This window comes from Pseudomonas sp. B21-056 (assembly GCF_026016325.1).
Lineage (GTDB): Bacteria > Pseudomonadota > Gammaproteobacteria > Pseudomonadales > Pseudomonadaceae > Aquipseudomonas.
Map to the genome: position 1 here is coordinate 2,968,176 of NZ_CP087203.1, position 16,288 is coordinate 2,984,463.

At 64.7% G+C, this 16,288-nt stretch carries 1 protein-coding gene; it reads right to left on the reverse strand.

The features are described 5' to 3' along the window. A complete protein-coding gene (locus LOY67_RS12935; RefSeq protein ID WP_265067542.1) occupies positions 1-16,152 on the reverse strand; it encodes a non-ribosomal peptide synthetase in 16,152 nt (5,383 codons plus the stop codon). Positions 16,153-16,288 lie beyond the last annotated feature (136 nt).

Below are 16,288 nucleotides of genomic sequence, written 5' to 3' on the forward strand. Positions count from 1 at the left end.
TTAAGCATCCTTGGAGACGATAGCGAGCAGTTCGCTTTCAGACAGCGAAGCCATTTCTTGTTGCAGGTCCATCAATTCATCCGACTCGTACTGGGCCAACTGCAGGCTGTTGATCAGATCGGCCAGGGCCGGCAGCGATGGGTGTTCGAACAGGCCCTTGAGCGGTACTTCAACGCCGAAGGTTTCGCGTGTCCGGAGCGTGACTTGCACCGCCAGCAGCGAGTGCCCACCGAGTTCGAAGAAGTTGTCATGCCGACCGATCCGCTCCAGCCCCAGCAGGTCGGCCCAGATCTGCGCCAGCAGCTCTTCGGTTTCGCCGTTGGGGGCTTCGTACTCGCGGTAGGCGAAGTCCTCGTCGCGAGGCGCGGGCAGGGCACGGCGGTCGAGCTTGCCGTTGGGGCTCAGCGGCAGTTGCTCGACCACCACGAACGCCGCCGGGACCATGTAGTCCGGCAACTGCGAGGTCAGGTACGGGCGCAAGGTGCTGCTGGCATTGCGGCCGGCCAGGTGCGGCTCGACGCTCAGGTACGCCACCAGGCGCATCGCCCCGGGGGTGTCTTCGCGAGCGATGACAGCGGCTTCGCGCACACCCGGCAAGGTCAGCATCAGGGCTTCGATTTCACCGGGCTCGATACGGAAACCGCGGATCTTGACCTGCTGGTCGTTGCGCCCGAGGAACTCCAGTACCCCGTCGGCGCGCATGCGCACCAGGTCGCCGGTGCGGTACATCCGAGCCTCGTCGTCGAGGCCGAACGGGTCGGCGAGGAAGTGTTCGGCGTTCAGTTGTGCACGGTCCAGGTAGCCCCGGGCAACGCCCGCGCCACCCACGTACAGTTCGCCCGGCACGCCGAGTGGCACCGGCCGGCCCTGTTCGTCGAGCACGTACAAGCGGCTGTTGGGGATCGCCCGACCGATCGGCACCGTGCCCTGGTCCTCGGCGGTGCAGCGATGCACCGTGGCCCAGACAGTGGCTTCGGTGGGACCGTACTCGTTGTACAGGGCGATGGCCGGTTCCAGGTCGGCACATTCCTGCACCAACTGCGTCGGGCAGGCTTCACCGGCGACGATCATTTCCCGCAGGCTGCCATGGCCGTTTGCGCCGGCAAGGCTTGCCAGCACCAGCCGGCCAAGGGACGGTACGCACAGCAGTGAGGTGACGGCCTGTTCGTCGATGAAGCGGGCGATGGCTTGCGGATCGCGTGCGGTGTCGGCCGCCGGGATGCACAAGGTGCCGCCGCTGACCAGGGTGCCGAAGATCCCCGCCACGGAGCTGTCGAAGGCAATCGACGAGAGCAGCAGGAAACGCTTGTCGGTCGCCGGCCCGTATACCGTGCGCCGGGCCAGGGTCGAGGCGACCAGGTTGCGGTGTTCGATCATCACCCCCTTGGGCTTGCCGGTGGAGCCGGAGGTGTAGATCACATAGGCCAGGTGTGTCGGGGTCAGGCCGGTGGCATCCCAGCGCGGATCGCGAGTGCTCGTCTGCGCCGCCAGGGCTTGTCCGAGGGCCAGGTAGCGGGTGCCTTCCTGGAGCGTGCCGACGGCTGCGCGACCGACCGGATCGGCCAGCAGCAGGCGCGGCCGCGCATCTTCGACAATCGACGCGAGGCGTTCGGCCGGGTAGGTCGGATCCAGTGGCACGTAGGCGCCGCCGGCCTTGAGAATGCCGAGCAGGCCGCTGATCATCGCCGCGCTGCGCTCAACGCAGATTGCCACCAGATCCCCCGGCTGGACCCCGGTCGCAGTCAAGTGATGGGCCAGGCGATTGGCCTGGGCGTTGAGCTCCGCGTAGGTGAAGGCTTGCCGGGCGTCGACCAGGGCACAGGCGTCCGGTGTGCGCAGTACCTGCTCTTCGAACAGGTGCTGGATGCACAGGTGCGTCGGGTAGTCCTCGCGGGTCTGGTTGAAGGTGTCCAGCAGCAGGCTGCGTTCCCCGGCCGGCAGGACGTCCAGTTGGGTGAAAGAGATCCGTGGGGTGTACATCAGGGCCTGGGTCAGTTGCTCCAGGGCGCGTTGCATCAGCGCGCAGATACGCTGCGGATCCACTGCCCGGACGCTTTGCACCGTCAGGCCCAGGGCATCGCCATAATCGTTGACCGACAGGGTCAGCGGGTAGTTGGTCCGTTCGGCGCTGTTCAGGATGCGCATGCCCGGCCACTGAAACTGATTTTGTTCACTCTGGTGTCGATAGTTGAGCAATGTGGTGAACAACGGCAACGCATTGGGGACGCCGCTGCAGCGCTGTGCCAGCGCCAGAGAAGCCTGTTCATGGGACAACAGTTCACTGAGATCCCGATGGGTTGCCAACACCCGTTCCTCGACGCCGCCCTCGGCCAGTTGGACGCGCACCGGCAAGGTATTGATAAACACCCCAAGGGCGCGTTCGGCTCCGGCCGAGCCTTGCAACCGACCGGCGACTACGGTGCCGAACACCACGTCATCACGACTGGTGCAGCGGGCCAGCACCTGTGCCCAGGCAACATGGAACAGCACCGCTGGGGTAATGCCACGCTCACGGGCCTGGGCACGTATGCGCAGGTTGAGTTCGTCGCAGAGCGGCAGGCTCGCTTCGTCGATGTGATTGCCGTCACCCTGGACTTCCAGCAGGTCGAAGGGCGCGGTGGGCGCAACGACGTCGGCCAGTCGGCGGCGGAAGTAGGCTTCGTGTACTTCGGCCGGAGTGGTCTGGGTCTGGGCGATGAAGTTGCGGTAGGGTTGCGGTGTTGTCAGATTGTCGCCCTGCTCATGGAGAATCGCGTGGATTTCTTCCAGAACGATTTGCAGCGTTACGTGGTCGCTGGCCATGTGATGGTTGAGTAACGCGAGTGTCCAGCGTTCGGAATGTACATCGCGGGCGATGTAGGCTCGCATCAAGGGTGCCTCACGCAGGTCCAGGCGCATTTGCCGTGGATTGGTCAGGGCTTCAAGTTGGTTGAGCGGGTCTTCATGATTGTCGAGAGTGACGGTCTGCACCACCAGTCGCGCCTGACGCCGCACCACTTGTACCGCTTGAGGCAAACCGTCCCAATGCACGCAGGTGCGCAGGATGTCGTGGCGATCTATCACTGTCTGTAACGCCGTGATGAAGGCATCGAGACGCTGGCGATCATCAAATTCAAGCATCGAGCGCATGAGGTAGGCATCGCCTTCATGCGCCAGCAAGTGGTGAAACAGGATGCCTTGTTGCAGTGGCGCAAGGGGGTAGATGTCCTGGATGTTCGCGGCACCGCCGGGTACCGCGGCGACGATCTGTTCGAGCTGGGCCTGAGTCAGTTCCACCAGCGGCAACATCTGCGGGGTCAGCGCCGTGCAGTCGGTCGGGATGCGGTTGGCCGGTGCCTCGAAGGTGTGCTCCTTGGCATTTACCATGGCCTGGGCCAGCTCTCGCAGGCTTGGGGCGCTGAAAACACTGCGCACATTGGCGTTCAGGCCCTGTTCGCGAAGACGCTCGATCAGGCTGACAGCCAGCAGCGAGTGGCCGCCGAGTTCGAAAAAACCGTCGTGCCGACCGACGCGCTCCAGGCCCAGCAGTTGTTGCCAGATTTGCGCAATGGCCAGTTCCACGGGACCTTGCGGCGCCTCGTAGGTCCGGCTGGCGTAGGCGGTCTGCCCGGGTTCGGGCAAGGCACGGCGGTCGAGCTTGCCATTGGGGGTCAGGGGCAATGCCTCCAGTACCACGAAAGCACTGGGCACCATGTAGTCGGGCAGACGGTCAAGGAGCTCGGCGCGTAGCTGTTCAGCCGTTGCCGGAGTGCCGCATAAGTAGGCGACCAGGCGCTTGTTTTCGGCCTGGTCCGTCTGGTGGTCGCGAGCAACGACCGCCACTTCCCGCACACCCGGAAGGGCGGCGAGCGCGGCTTCGATCTCGCCCAGTTCGATACGCAGGCCGCGGATCTTCACCTGATCATCGTTACGCCCCAGGTATTCCAGCGTGCCGTTGGGTAACCAACGGCCGATATCCCCGGTCTTGTACAGGCGGGCGTTGGCGCTGCCTGCGAATGGGTCCGCGATGAAACGCTCGGCACTGAGCACTGGCTGGTTCAGGTAGCCGCGAGCGACACCGACTCCGCCAATATGGATTTCGCCGCGTACACCCACCGGCTGTAATTGACCGTGGCTGTCCAGTACGTGCATCTGCATATTGCGGATCGGCCTGCCGATCGGGATCGACTGATCCCGATACGTGGTGAGATCGGGATTCACCCTGTGCCAGCCGACGACGCCGCTGCACTCGGTCGGCCCATAACCGTTCACTACGGTTGGCCGTGGCTCAGCCATTTTGTCCAACAGGGCGAGCGGAATCGGTTCGCCTCCCAACACCACCCGTTTCAGGCCGGCAACAGCCTCTCGATCGGCAGCCACCAGCGTATGGAAGGCACTTGGCGACATGTTGGTGTGGGTGATACCGGCTTCTGCAATCTGCGCGACGATGGCACCGGGGTTGAAAGGTTCTTCGGCCAGATGCAGGGGGGCGCCGACCATCAAAGGGGCCAGGATGTTCTTCTGGGTCAGGTCGAAGTTGTAGGACGAGGCCACCAATACGGCATCTGCGGCATTGAACGCCAGGTCGTTGAGATACCAGTCCAGCAGGTTGCGAAGGCCGCGATGTTCCACCATCACGCCTTTGGGCAAACCGGTTGAACCCGAGGTGTAGATCACATAGGCCAAATGATCGAAGTTCAGGTCTGGCACCTGGGGGTTGTGCGCGGGGGCTTGCGACAGCAACGGGCAGCCCAGTTCAACGGTTTCCAGCCCTTGAGGGACCTGCAGTTTATCCAGACCTTGCTGGCGAACCAGTACCCGTGGGGCACTGTCGTTCAGCATGTGGGCCAGGCGTTCCGCCGGGTACTGTGGATCGAGCGGTACATAGGCCGCACCGGATTTCATAATGGCCAGCAAGCCGATCACCATCTCCGGGCTGCGGCGAGCGAACAGGCCGACGGTGTCGTCGGGTTGCACGCCCAGCGCGATCAGGCGGTGGGCGACGCGGTTGGCCTCGGCGTTGAGCTCGGCGTAGCTCAGGGCTTGTCCGGCGCAAACCAGCGCCACAGCGTCCGGGGTGCGGCTCGCTTGTGCTTCGAAGACCGAGTGAGGGAAGCGGTTTGGGTTTTCGTCGAGGCCAGTATTGGCGGGATTGAACTCCACCAGCAGTTGCTGACGTTGATGCGGGTCCAGCAATGGCAGGGTCGCCAGCGGTTGGGTGGCGTCGTCGAGCAGCGCGTCGAGCAGGTGCAGCAGGTGCTGGCCCCAACGGGCAATGGTGGTTTCGTCAAACAGGTCAGTGGCATACATGAACTGGCCGCTGATGGTGTTGCCGTCGTCGTTGAGCGACAGGCTTACGTCAAAATGACTGGTACCGGTGGTTTGGGCCAGTGAGGTCAAGTTCAGCCCCGGCAACGCCAGCGTCTGGTCATTGGGCGTGTTGCCCAGCACCAGCGAGGCCTGGAACAGCGGGCTGTGCCCGAGGCTGCGTTCCGGTTGCAGGGCTTCGACGACCTGTTCGAATGGCAAGTCCTGATGATGGTAGGCGTCGAGGGTGATGGCCTTGATTCGCTCCAGCAGTTGATCGACGCGGCTGTGGGCTTGCACATCGATGCGCAGGGCCAGGGTGTTGACGAAGAAACCGATCAAGGCCTCGGTTTCACGCCGTGGACGGTTGGCGACCGGCGTGCCGATAACCACTTCCGGCTGATTGCTCAGGCGCGAGAGCAGGATCGACCAGGCCCCCAGCAGGGTCATGAACGGGGTCAGGCCTTGCTGCTGGCTGAAACGACGTAGCCTGGCGCTCAACGGCGCGGGCAGTTGCAACGCTAGCGCGGCGCCCTGGTAGCTTTGCATCTGTGGCCGTGGACGGTCAGCCGGCAGTTCCAGCAGCGCTGGGGCACCGGCGAGGTGTTCTTTCCAGAATTGCGTCTGGGCTTGCAGGCGCTGGCCTTGCAGGTGCTGGTGTTGCCAAGCGGCGTAGTCGGCGTATTGCAGGGCCAGCGGTGGCAGCGGGTCTTCGTGGTCCTGGCTGAACGCGGCGTACAGCGCATTGAACTCACCGATCAACACGGCCACCGACCAGCCGTCGGAGACGATGTGGTGCTGGGTCACCAGCAGGATGTGCTCGTCCTCGGCCAGACGCAGTAGGAGGCCGCGAATCAGTGGGCCGGCGCTCAGATCGAACGCGGCGCGGGCTTCTTCCTGGGACAGTTCTTCGACAGCCTGCTGCCGGGCCTCGGGGGCCAGGGCTTGCAGGTCATGTTCGACCAGGGCGAAACCGATGTCGGCCGGGGCGAAACGTTGCCGCACTTCGCCGTCCTGACGCTCGAAGGTGGTGCGCAGGCTTTCGTGGCGGGCGACGATGCGGTCCAAGGCCCGTTGCAAGGCTTCGCGGTCCAGATCGCCGCGCAGGTGCAGCGCAGCAGGCATGTGGTAGGCGACGCTGGCGGCGTGGTCCAGTTGATCGAGGAACCACAAACGCTGCTGGGCCAGGGACAGTGGCAGCGGCTGTTCGCGGGAGATCAGCGCAATGGCCTGGAGGCGGGACTGGTCGGCCTGTTCCACGTGCCGGGCCAGCTCACTCAACGAGGTCTGGGCGAACAGCGTGCGCAGGTCGATCTCGGCACCGAGGTCCTGGTGCAGGCGGGCTTGCAGTTGCACGGTCAGCAGTGAGTGGCCGCCGAGTTCGAGGAAGCCATCGTGACGGCCGACCTGATCCAGGTGCAGCAGGCCTTTCCAGATCTCGGCAATGGCGATCTCGGTATCCCCCAGCGGCGCCTCGTAGGCTTTGCTGGCGAGGGCGTCCAGGCCCGGTTCGGGCAGGGCGCGGCGGTCGAGCTTGCCGTTGGCGGTCAGGGGCAGGGCATCCAGGTGCACGAAAGCGCTGGGCACCATGTACTCGGGCAGGTGCTTGAGCAAGGCGCTGCGCAGGTGTTCGGCACTGGCCGGTTCGCCACACAGGTACGCCACCAGGCGATTGTCGTCCCGGGCGATGACCACGGCGTCGGTGACGCCAGCACAACCGAGCAGCACGTTCTCGATTTCGCCCAACTCGATACGGAAGCCACGGATCTTCACCTGGAAGTCGTTACGCCCCAGGTACTCCAGCGTACCGTCGGCCAACCAGCGACCAAGGTCGCCGGTCTTGTACAGGCGTGCGTCCGGCTCGCTGCTGAACGGGTCGGCGATAAAACGCTCGGCGCTCAACTCCGGCCGGTTCAGGTAACCCCGGGCCACACCGACACCGCCGATGTGGATTTCCCCGGCGACGCCCAGCGGCGCCGGCTCGCCCCGGGCATCCAGCACGTGGACCTGGACGTTGGCAAACGGCCGGCCGATGCTCGGGCGTTCACCGAGGTCGCGGATCAGGTCGATGGTGGCGTCCACCGTGCACTCGGTGGGGCCATACATGTTGTAGAAACGGATGCTCTGGCAGTTGCGCAACTTCTCCCAAGTCGCGGCGTTGATCGCCTCGCCACCGAGCAACACGCTGACCGGCTGATAACTCTGACGCTCCAGCAGGCCGGCGGCGAGCAGGGTGTCGAGCTGCGACGGCGTGGAGTCGAAGGCGTGCACCTGATGCTGTTCGAGGAAGTCCAGCAACTCGCTGCCGCTGGCGCGGATCAGTTGCGGGATGATCACCAGGCGGTGGCCGGAGAACAGCTGGGAGATGCCCTTGATCGACATGTCGAAGAAGAACCCGGCGTTCAGCGCCACGGTGGCCGGGGTCGGGCAGTGCTGGTGGGTGGTGCGGGTCAGCACGTGCCAGAAGTTGAACACCGAACGGTGCTCGACCATCACGCCCTTGGACTGGCCGGTGGACCCGGAGGTGTAGATCACGTAGGCCAGATGGTCCGCGGTCAGGCCCGCTACCTGTGGGTTGCTATCGAAAGCCGCATCGTCCGCCGCTTGCAACGATTCCACGATGTCCAGCAGCAATACTGGCAGCTCCCCGGACGGCAGGGACAGCGCCGATTGGGTCAACAGTACCTGGGGTTGACTGTCAGCCAGCATGAACGCCATGCGCTCCGCCGGGTGTGCCGGGTCGATGGGCACGTAGGCCGCGCCGGCTTTCAGCACGCCCAACAGGCCGACGATCATCTCCAGGCTGCGCTCGGCGCAGATCGCAACGCGCTGATCGGGTTGCACGCCAAGGTCGAGCAACTGCCGGGCCAGGTGGTTGGCGCGGCGATTGAGCTGGCGATAGCTCAACTGGCGGTCTTCGCAGACCAGGGCCACCGCGTCAGGGTTGGCCTGCACCTGGGCTTCGAACAGTTGGTGGATCGGCTGCGCCGCACCGAAATCGGTGGTGGTGCGGTTGAAGTCGCTGAGCAGCAACTGGCGTTCGCTGGCGGGCAGCACGTCGAGGCTGCTGGCGAGGGTTTCCGGTGACTGCTCGAGGGCGTCCACCAGGGCGGATACGGCGTGCTTCAAGTAGGCCGCGATGCGTTGCGGGTCGATGCCGGCGACAGCCTGGGCAGTCACGGAGAAATCATCGCCTTCATCCGCCACGGCCACTTCAATCGGGTAGTTGGTGCGGGCTTCGTTGCTCAGGAAGCGCACACCGTCCCAGGCCAGGATCTGATCGGCATTGGCCAGCGAGCCGCCGTCTGTTTGATGGCGGTAGTTGAGCAGCGTGGTGAACAGCGGCAGGCCGGGGCCGACGCCGCTGCAGCGTTGGGCCTGGGCCAGGGAGGCCTGTTCGTGGTTCAGCAGTTCGCTGAGGTCGCGGTAGGTTTCGTCCACCAACGCGCCAACCCCGAACCCGGCCAGTCGGACCCGCACGGGCAAGGTGTTGATGAACACCCCCAATGCCCGGTCGGCGCCCACCGAACCTTGCAGGCGGCCGGCGACCACGGTGCCGAACACCACGTCGTCACGCTCGGTGCAGCGTCCCAGCACCTGAGCCCAGGCGACATGAAACAGCACGGCCGGCGTCACCCCGGCCGCTCGTGCCTGAGCGCGAATCCGCTGGCTCAGGATCGGGTCGAAATGCAGGCTGGCGTCCACGACTTGGCTACCATCGCCTTGGATATCCAGCACGCCAAACGGCGTGGTGGGTTCATCCACGCTCGCCAGCCGGTTGCTGAAGTAGGCTTCGTGGAGCAGGGGAGGCGTGGCGAGGATGTGGGCGACAAATTCCCGGTAAGGCACGGGTTCTGGAAGAGCGGCGTTCTGATCCTGCAACAGGGCCTGGATTTCTTCGAGTACGATCCCTTGGGACACGTGATCGCTGATCATGTGATGGTCGAGCAGCGCCAGCAACCAGCGTTCGGAATGCGGATCGCGAGCGACATAGGCTCGGGTCAGCGGTGCTTGCTGCAGGTCAAGACGCAGATGCCGTGGATCGCTCATACGTTCCAGCTGGGTACGCGGATCCTCATCGGCACTCAGCGTGATGTGCTGGACGGGTAGCTCTGCCTGGCGGTGTACTACCTGAACCGGTTGTGGCTGGCCTACCCAATGCACGGCGCTGCGCCGAATATCATGACGATCGATCACTGCCTGCAAGGCTCTGATAAAAGCATCGAGGCGTTGGCGATCGTCGAATTCGATGATCGAGCGCACCAGGTACGTGTCGCCTTCGTGACCGAGCAAATGATGGAACAGGATGCCTTGCTGTAGCGGGGCCAGCGGGTAAATATCCTGGATATTTGCCGCGCCGCCGGGGACGGCGGCGACGATCTGGTCGAGTTGGGCCGGGGTCAGTTCCACCAGCGGCAGCATATCCGGGACCAGGGCTGTACAGTCGCTCGGAATCAGGTTGGCCGGTGCCCGGAGTCTCTCGTTGCCGCGGCTTAGCGCCTGAGCCATTTCTCGCAGGCTGGGTGCCGTGAACACGGTACGCACCGTTGCGCTCAGACCGCGCTGATGCAAGCGGTCAATGAGGCTCACCGTCAGCAATGAATGCCCGCCGAGGTCGAAGAAGCGGTCGTGACGACTGACCTGCTTGATGCCCAGCAAGTCTTGCCAGATGCTCGCGACGATCTGTTCGATCTCGCCGCATGGCGCCTCATAGGGCAGGCTGGCAAAGGCCTCCCGATCCGGTGCCGGCAGGGCTCGGTGGTCGATTTTGCCGTTGGGCGTCAGCGGCAGAGCCTCAAGTTGGACGAATGCGCTGGGGACCATGTAGGCGGGCAGATGGTCCAGCAACACAGTACGCAGTTGCTCCACCGGTACAGGATCACCGCACAGGTAGGCCACCAGCTGCTTGCTGTCGGATTGGCCTGGTTTCTTTTCCAGGGCCACCACTACCACTCCCCGCACACCGGCAATGGTGCTGAGGATGGCCTCGATTTCCCCCAGCTCGATGCGGAAACCACGGATCTTGATCTGCGAGTCGTTGCGGCCCACGTAGACCACGCCGCCGTCGGCGCGGTAGCGGGCGACGTCGCCGGTGCGGTACAGCCGCGCATCCGCTTGTGACGCGAACGGGTCGGGAATGAAGCGCTCGGCATTCAGCTCATCGCGATTCAGGTAATGCCGGGCGACACCGGCACCGCCGATATGGATCTCGCCATTGACCCCCACCGGCACCGGTTGCCCGTAGTCGTCGAGAATGCGCAGGCACAGGTCGGGCAGTGGCGGGCCGATCAGGCTTGGCGCGCCCGCGTCGATTTCATCCTGGCTGACCGGGTAGTAAGTGGCGTGCACGGTGATTTCGGTGATGCCGTACATGTTCACCAGGCGGGTGCGGGACAGCGCCGTGCGGGCGGTCCATGGCCGCAGGCTGCGGAAGTCCAGGGCTTCGCCGCCGAAGATCACTTCCCGCAGGCTGTGCTCCAGGTCGCTGCGCTCACGGGCCTCGATGAACTGGCGGAAGGCGCTTGGCGTCTGGTTCAGCACGGTCACCTGTTGCTGGCAGACCAGTGCGTAGAAGTCGTCGGGCGAACGGGCCATGTCGCTCGGCACCACCAACAGTTTGCCGCCGTAGCTCAGCGCGCCCCAGATTTCCCAGACCGAGAAGTCGAACGCAAAGGAGTGGAACAGCGTCCAGACGTCGTTGCGAGTGAAGTCGAACAGTTGCGCAGTGGCGTCGAACAGGCGCGCGACGTTGCCGTGCTCCACCAGCACCCCTTTGGGCAGCCCGGTGGAACCCGAGGTGTAGATGACGTAGGCCAGGTGCCGCGACGTCAGGCCGAGGGCGTCGGCGTCCGGATTGCGGTCCAGCTCTGGCAGGTCATCGGCCGCGAGGTCATCGTCGAGATTCACCACCGGCACGGTGTGCCCGGGTAGCGCGTCGAGGCACGTCGGTTGCGCCAGCAGCGCTACCGGGGCGCTGTCGTCCAGCAGGTAACCGAGCCGTTCGGCGGGGTAGGCCGGGTCCAGTGGCACGTAGGCCGCCCCGGCCTTGAGCACCGCCAGTACCGCGCAGACCATTTCCACGCCGCGTCGGGCCAGGATGGCGACCCGATCATCGGGGCGCACGCCTTGGGCCAGCAGCGTCTGGGCGATGCGGTTGGCGCGGCGGTTGAGGGCCTGGTAACTCAGTTCCGTTTCGCCGAAGACCAGGGCAATGCGCTGGGGCTGGTGGGCGGCGAGTTGTTCGAAGCGTTGGTGAATCAACACACCTGGAGCGAAGGTGGCCTTGGGCGGCAGCACCGCCGGCGAGGCCAGGCGCTGTGCCGGGCTGAGCAATGGCAAGGCCAGCACCGGTTGCTCGACATCCGTCACCATCGCTTCGAGCAGGGTCTGGAAATGCTGGACGAAGCGCTCCACGGTGGAGCGGTCGAACAGGTCGGTGGCGTATTCGAGCTGGCCGCTGATGGTGTTGCCGTCGTCGTTGAGCGACAGGCTTACGTCGAACTGGGTGGTACCCGTGGGCTGGATCAGCGGGGCAAGGCTCAGGCCCGGCAGTTCCAGGGCCTGATCGCGTGGCGTGTTACCCAGCGTCAGCATGGCCTGGAACAGCGGGCTGTGCCCGAGGCTGCGCTCCGGTTGCAGGGCTTCGACGACCTGTTCGAATGGCAAGTCCTGATGATGGTAGGCGTCGAGGGTGATGGCCTTGATTCGCTCCAGCAGTTGATCGACGCGGCTGTGGGCTTGCACATCGATGCGCAGGGCCAAGGTGTTGACGAAGAAGCCGATCAGCGCTTCGGTTTCACGCCGTGGACGGTTGGCGACCGGCGTGCCGATAACCACTTCCGGCTGATTGCTCAGGCGCGAGAGCAGGATCGACCAGGCCCCCAGCAGGGTCATGAACGGGGTCAGGCCTTGCTGTTGGCTGAAACGACGTAGCCTGGCGCTCAACGGCGCGGGCAGTTGCAACGCTAGCGCGGCGCCCTGGTAGCTTTGCATCTGTGGCCGTGGACGGTCAGCCGGCAGTTCCAGCAGCGCTGGGGCACCGGCGAGGTGTTCTTTCCAGAATCGGGTCTGGGCTTGCAGGCGCTGGCCTTGCAGGTGCTGGTGTTGCCAGGCGGCGTAGTCGGCGTATTGCAGGGCCAGCGGCGGCAGCGGGTCTTCGCGGTCCTGGCTGAACGCGGCGTACAGCGCATTGAATTCACCGATCAGCACCGCCACCGACCAGCCGTCGGAGACGATGTGATGCTGGGTCACCAGCAGGATGTGCTCGTCCTCGGCCAGACGCAGCAGGCGGCCGCGAATCAGTGGGCCGGCGCTCAGATCGAACGCGGCGCGGGCTTCTTCCTGGGACAGTTCTTCGACAGCCTGCTGCCGGGCCTCGGGGGCCAGGGCTTGCAGGTCATGTTCGACCAGGGCGAAACCGATGTCGGCCGGGGCGAAACGTTGCCGCACTTCGCCGTCCTGGCGCTCGAAGGTGGTGCGCAGGCTTTCGTGGCGGGCGACGATGCGGTTCAGGGCCCGTTGCAAGGCTTCGCGGTCCAGATCGCCGCGCAGGTGCAAAGCGGCGGGCATGTGGTAGGCGACGCTGGCGGCGTGGTCCAGTTGATCGAGGAACCACAGGCGCTGTTGGGCCAGGGACAGTGGCAGCGGCTGGTCGCGGGAGATCAGCGCAATGGCCTGGAGGCGGGACTGGCCAGCCTGTTCGACGTGTTGGGCCAGCTCACTCAACGAGGTCTGGGCAAACAAGGTACGCAAGTCGATCTCGACGCCAAGGTCCTGGTGCAGGCGGGCTTGCAATTGCACGGTCAGCAGTGAGTGGCCGCCGAGTTCGAGGAAGCCATCGTGACGGCCAACCTGATCCAGATGCAGCAGATTTTTCCAGATATCGGCAATGGCGACTTCGGTATCACCTTGCGGCGCCTCGTAGGCCTTACTGGCGAGGGCGTCCAGGCCCGGTTCGGGCAGGGCACGGCGGTCGAGCTTGCCGTTGGCGGTGAGGGGCAGGGCGTCCAGGTGCACGAAGGCACTGGGCACCATGTACTCGGGCAGGTGCTTGAGCAAGGCGCTGCGCAGGTGTTCGGCCGGAACCGGTTCACCGCAGACATAGGCCACCAGGCGCTTGCTCTCGGGTTGGCCGGGGATGTCTTCCCGGGCGATGACCACCACTTCGCGAATGCCGGGGCACAGCGCCAGGGCCGCTTCGACTTCGCCGATCTCGATGCGCAAGCCGCGGATCTTCACCTGGAAGTCATTGCGGCCCAGGTACTCCAGCGCGCCGTTGGCGAGCCAGCGACCGAGGTCGCCGGTCTTGTACAGGCGTGCGTCCGGTTCGCTGCTGAACGGGTCGGCGATGAAGCGCTCGGCGCTCAGTTCCGGTTGATTCAGGTAGCCCCGGGCGACGCCGATGCCACCGATGTGAAGTTCGCCAGCGATGCCCAGGGGTTGCGGTTTGCCACGGGCGTCGAGCACGTGCATCTGGATGTTGGCAATCGGTTTGCCGATGGGCACGCTTTCGCCGGGATCGCTGGGGCGGCAGTGCCAGGCGGTCACGTCGATGGCCGCCTCGGTCGGGCCGTACAGGTTATGCAACTCGACGCCCGCCAGTTGCCGTTCGAAACGCCGTTGCAGGGCTCGGGGCAGGGCTTCGCCACTGCACAGCACCCGACGCAGCTCGGGGAAGTCGCGGTTGTCGGGGTGCTCCAGGAACAGGTCGAGCATCGACGGCACGAAGTGCAGCATGGTGATGCCCGCCTCGCGCATTACCTGGGCCAGGTAAGCCGGTTCCTGATGACCGCCGGGACGGGTCATGACCAGCTCGGCACCGGCCAGCAAGGGCAGGAAGAATTCCCAGACCGACACGTCGAAACCGAACGGGGTCTTTTGCAGGACCCGGTCGCTGGCATCGACGCCATATTCGTCACGGGCCCACAGCAGACGGTTGACCACGCCCAGATGTTCGTTCATCACCCCTTTTGGGGTACCGGTGGAGCCCGAGGTGTAGAGCACGTAGGCCAAATGTTTCGTTGTCAGGCCCAGGTCATGCGGGTCCGGGTTGTGTTCGGGCTGCGTGACACGCTCGTCGTCATCGAGCACCAGTACCGGAATCGCCAACGCCGGCAATTGCTCCAGTAGGGCCCGGCTGCTCAGTACGGCGCGAGGGGCGCTGTCTTCGAGCATATACGCCTGGCGTGCGCTCGGCAGGTCCGGATCGACGGGCACATAGGCGCCGCCGGCCTTGAGAATCCCCAGCAAGGCGACGACCATTTCCGGGCCACGCTTGAGGCTCACCGCCACGCGGTCATCCGGCTTTACACCCAGTTCGATCAGGCGATGGGCGAGCTGGTTGGCCTGGCGGTTGAGTTGCGCGTAGCTGAGCAGCGGCCCGCCGTCGCCACGCACGGCACAGGCGTGCGGACGTTGCGCGGCCTGCTGCTCGAACAAGGTGTGGATCAGCACATCCCGGGGATACTCGCGGGCCGTGGCATTGAACTCGACTTGCAGGCGCTGCCGCTCGGCCGCGCTCATCAGCGGGAAGTCGCCCACCGGCGTGTCGTGTTGCTCAAGTACCGCTTCGAGCATCGAGACGATGCGTTGTTGCAGCAGGCGTGCTTCTTCCACGCTGTAATAGGCGGTGTTGAAGTTGAAGTCCAGATGCACGTCTTCGAACGGATGGTAGTCACGCACGAAGATCGCCATGGGCGTCTGCTCGTAGCCGTTGTCCATGGTGATGACGGTGGAGGAGGTGCCGCCGAACTGATCGTCACCGTCCAGGCTTTCGAACGACAGCGATACGTCGAACAGTTGTCGGCGCCCGGTCTGTGCGAGGCGCAGGACACGGTTGAGTTCGGCAATCGGGAAGCGCTGGTGGCGGTAGCAGCGGCGCAGCTGGCCGCCGGCGGTGTGCATCAGGTCCAGCAGCGAGGCGTCGAGATCGACTGGCAGGCGAATCGGGCTCACCGAGGAAAACATCCCGGCGGTTTCCTTGGTGCGGGCGTTCGTGCGGTTGTGCACGGGCATACCGATGACCATCTCATCGACGCCCACGGTGCGGCAGAAATAGGTGGCGACCACGCTGATCAGCACGTGGGCCACCGACAGGCTGCGCTCGCTGGCGAACTGCGTCAGGGCGTTGTACAACGCGCGCGGCAGCATCGCCTGGACCTGGGCGCTGGGGGCCAGTTCATTGGCCTGGCCGGTCTTGAAGTCGGCCCGGCGTTGCAGCAGCGACGGTGGTAACTGCGCGTAGGTTTCCTGCCAGAATTCACGGTCGCGCTCGTAGCGGGACGATTGCAGGTAGGCCCGGTCGTCCTCCAGGAACGACAGGTAGGAATGCCCTTCGGCAACTTCCTCGTTGCCGGCCAGCAAGCCGTTGTACGCTGCACCCACGGCATGGCCGATCAGCGCCACGCCGATGCCGTCGGTGACCAGGTGGTGGTACCGGTTGAGCCAGTAGTGGCGGTTCGGGCCACAACGCACCATGCGTGCTTCCCAGAGCTGGCCGGTCAGCTCCGGGAACGGCTGGCGGAAGGCGTTGCGCAGGTATTCCATCGCCAGTCCGGCATCGGCTTCGGCCTCGGTGAACTCCACCACCTCCAGCTTGACCTTGACCTCGGGCAAGACCCGTTGGCGGCCGATGCCGCCTTCATGGCTGAAGCTCAGCCGCAGGGCGTCGTGGTTGTTGGCGACCAGCTCGATGGCTTTCTCGAACAGCGGGATGTTGATCTCACCCTTGATTTCCAGGGACATGCCGATGTTGTAGTAGGGCAGGTCAGGGTGCGCGATCTGGTCGAGCCAGATGCCCTGCTGGACGGAGGCCAGTTCGTGGGACACTGGGGCTTGCCTGGACAGCTGCTCGATCGACGAATCCATGTTGGAATACCTGCTTTCAGAATCAGTGGGCGTCTCTTCGGACGACAGCAACGGTGCACGCTGCCTGGACGACACGTCGTCGAAAGGGGCGGATGACATCATGGGAAAAAACTAGAGCATCCGCTGGGTGGTGTCT

Excerpts from the sequence above, each read along its gene's own strand:
- LOY67_RS12935 (WP_265067542.1), bottom strand. The coding sequence starts at position 16,152 with ATGGATTCGTCGATCGAGCAGCTGTCCAGGCAAGCCCCAGTGTCCCAC.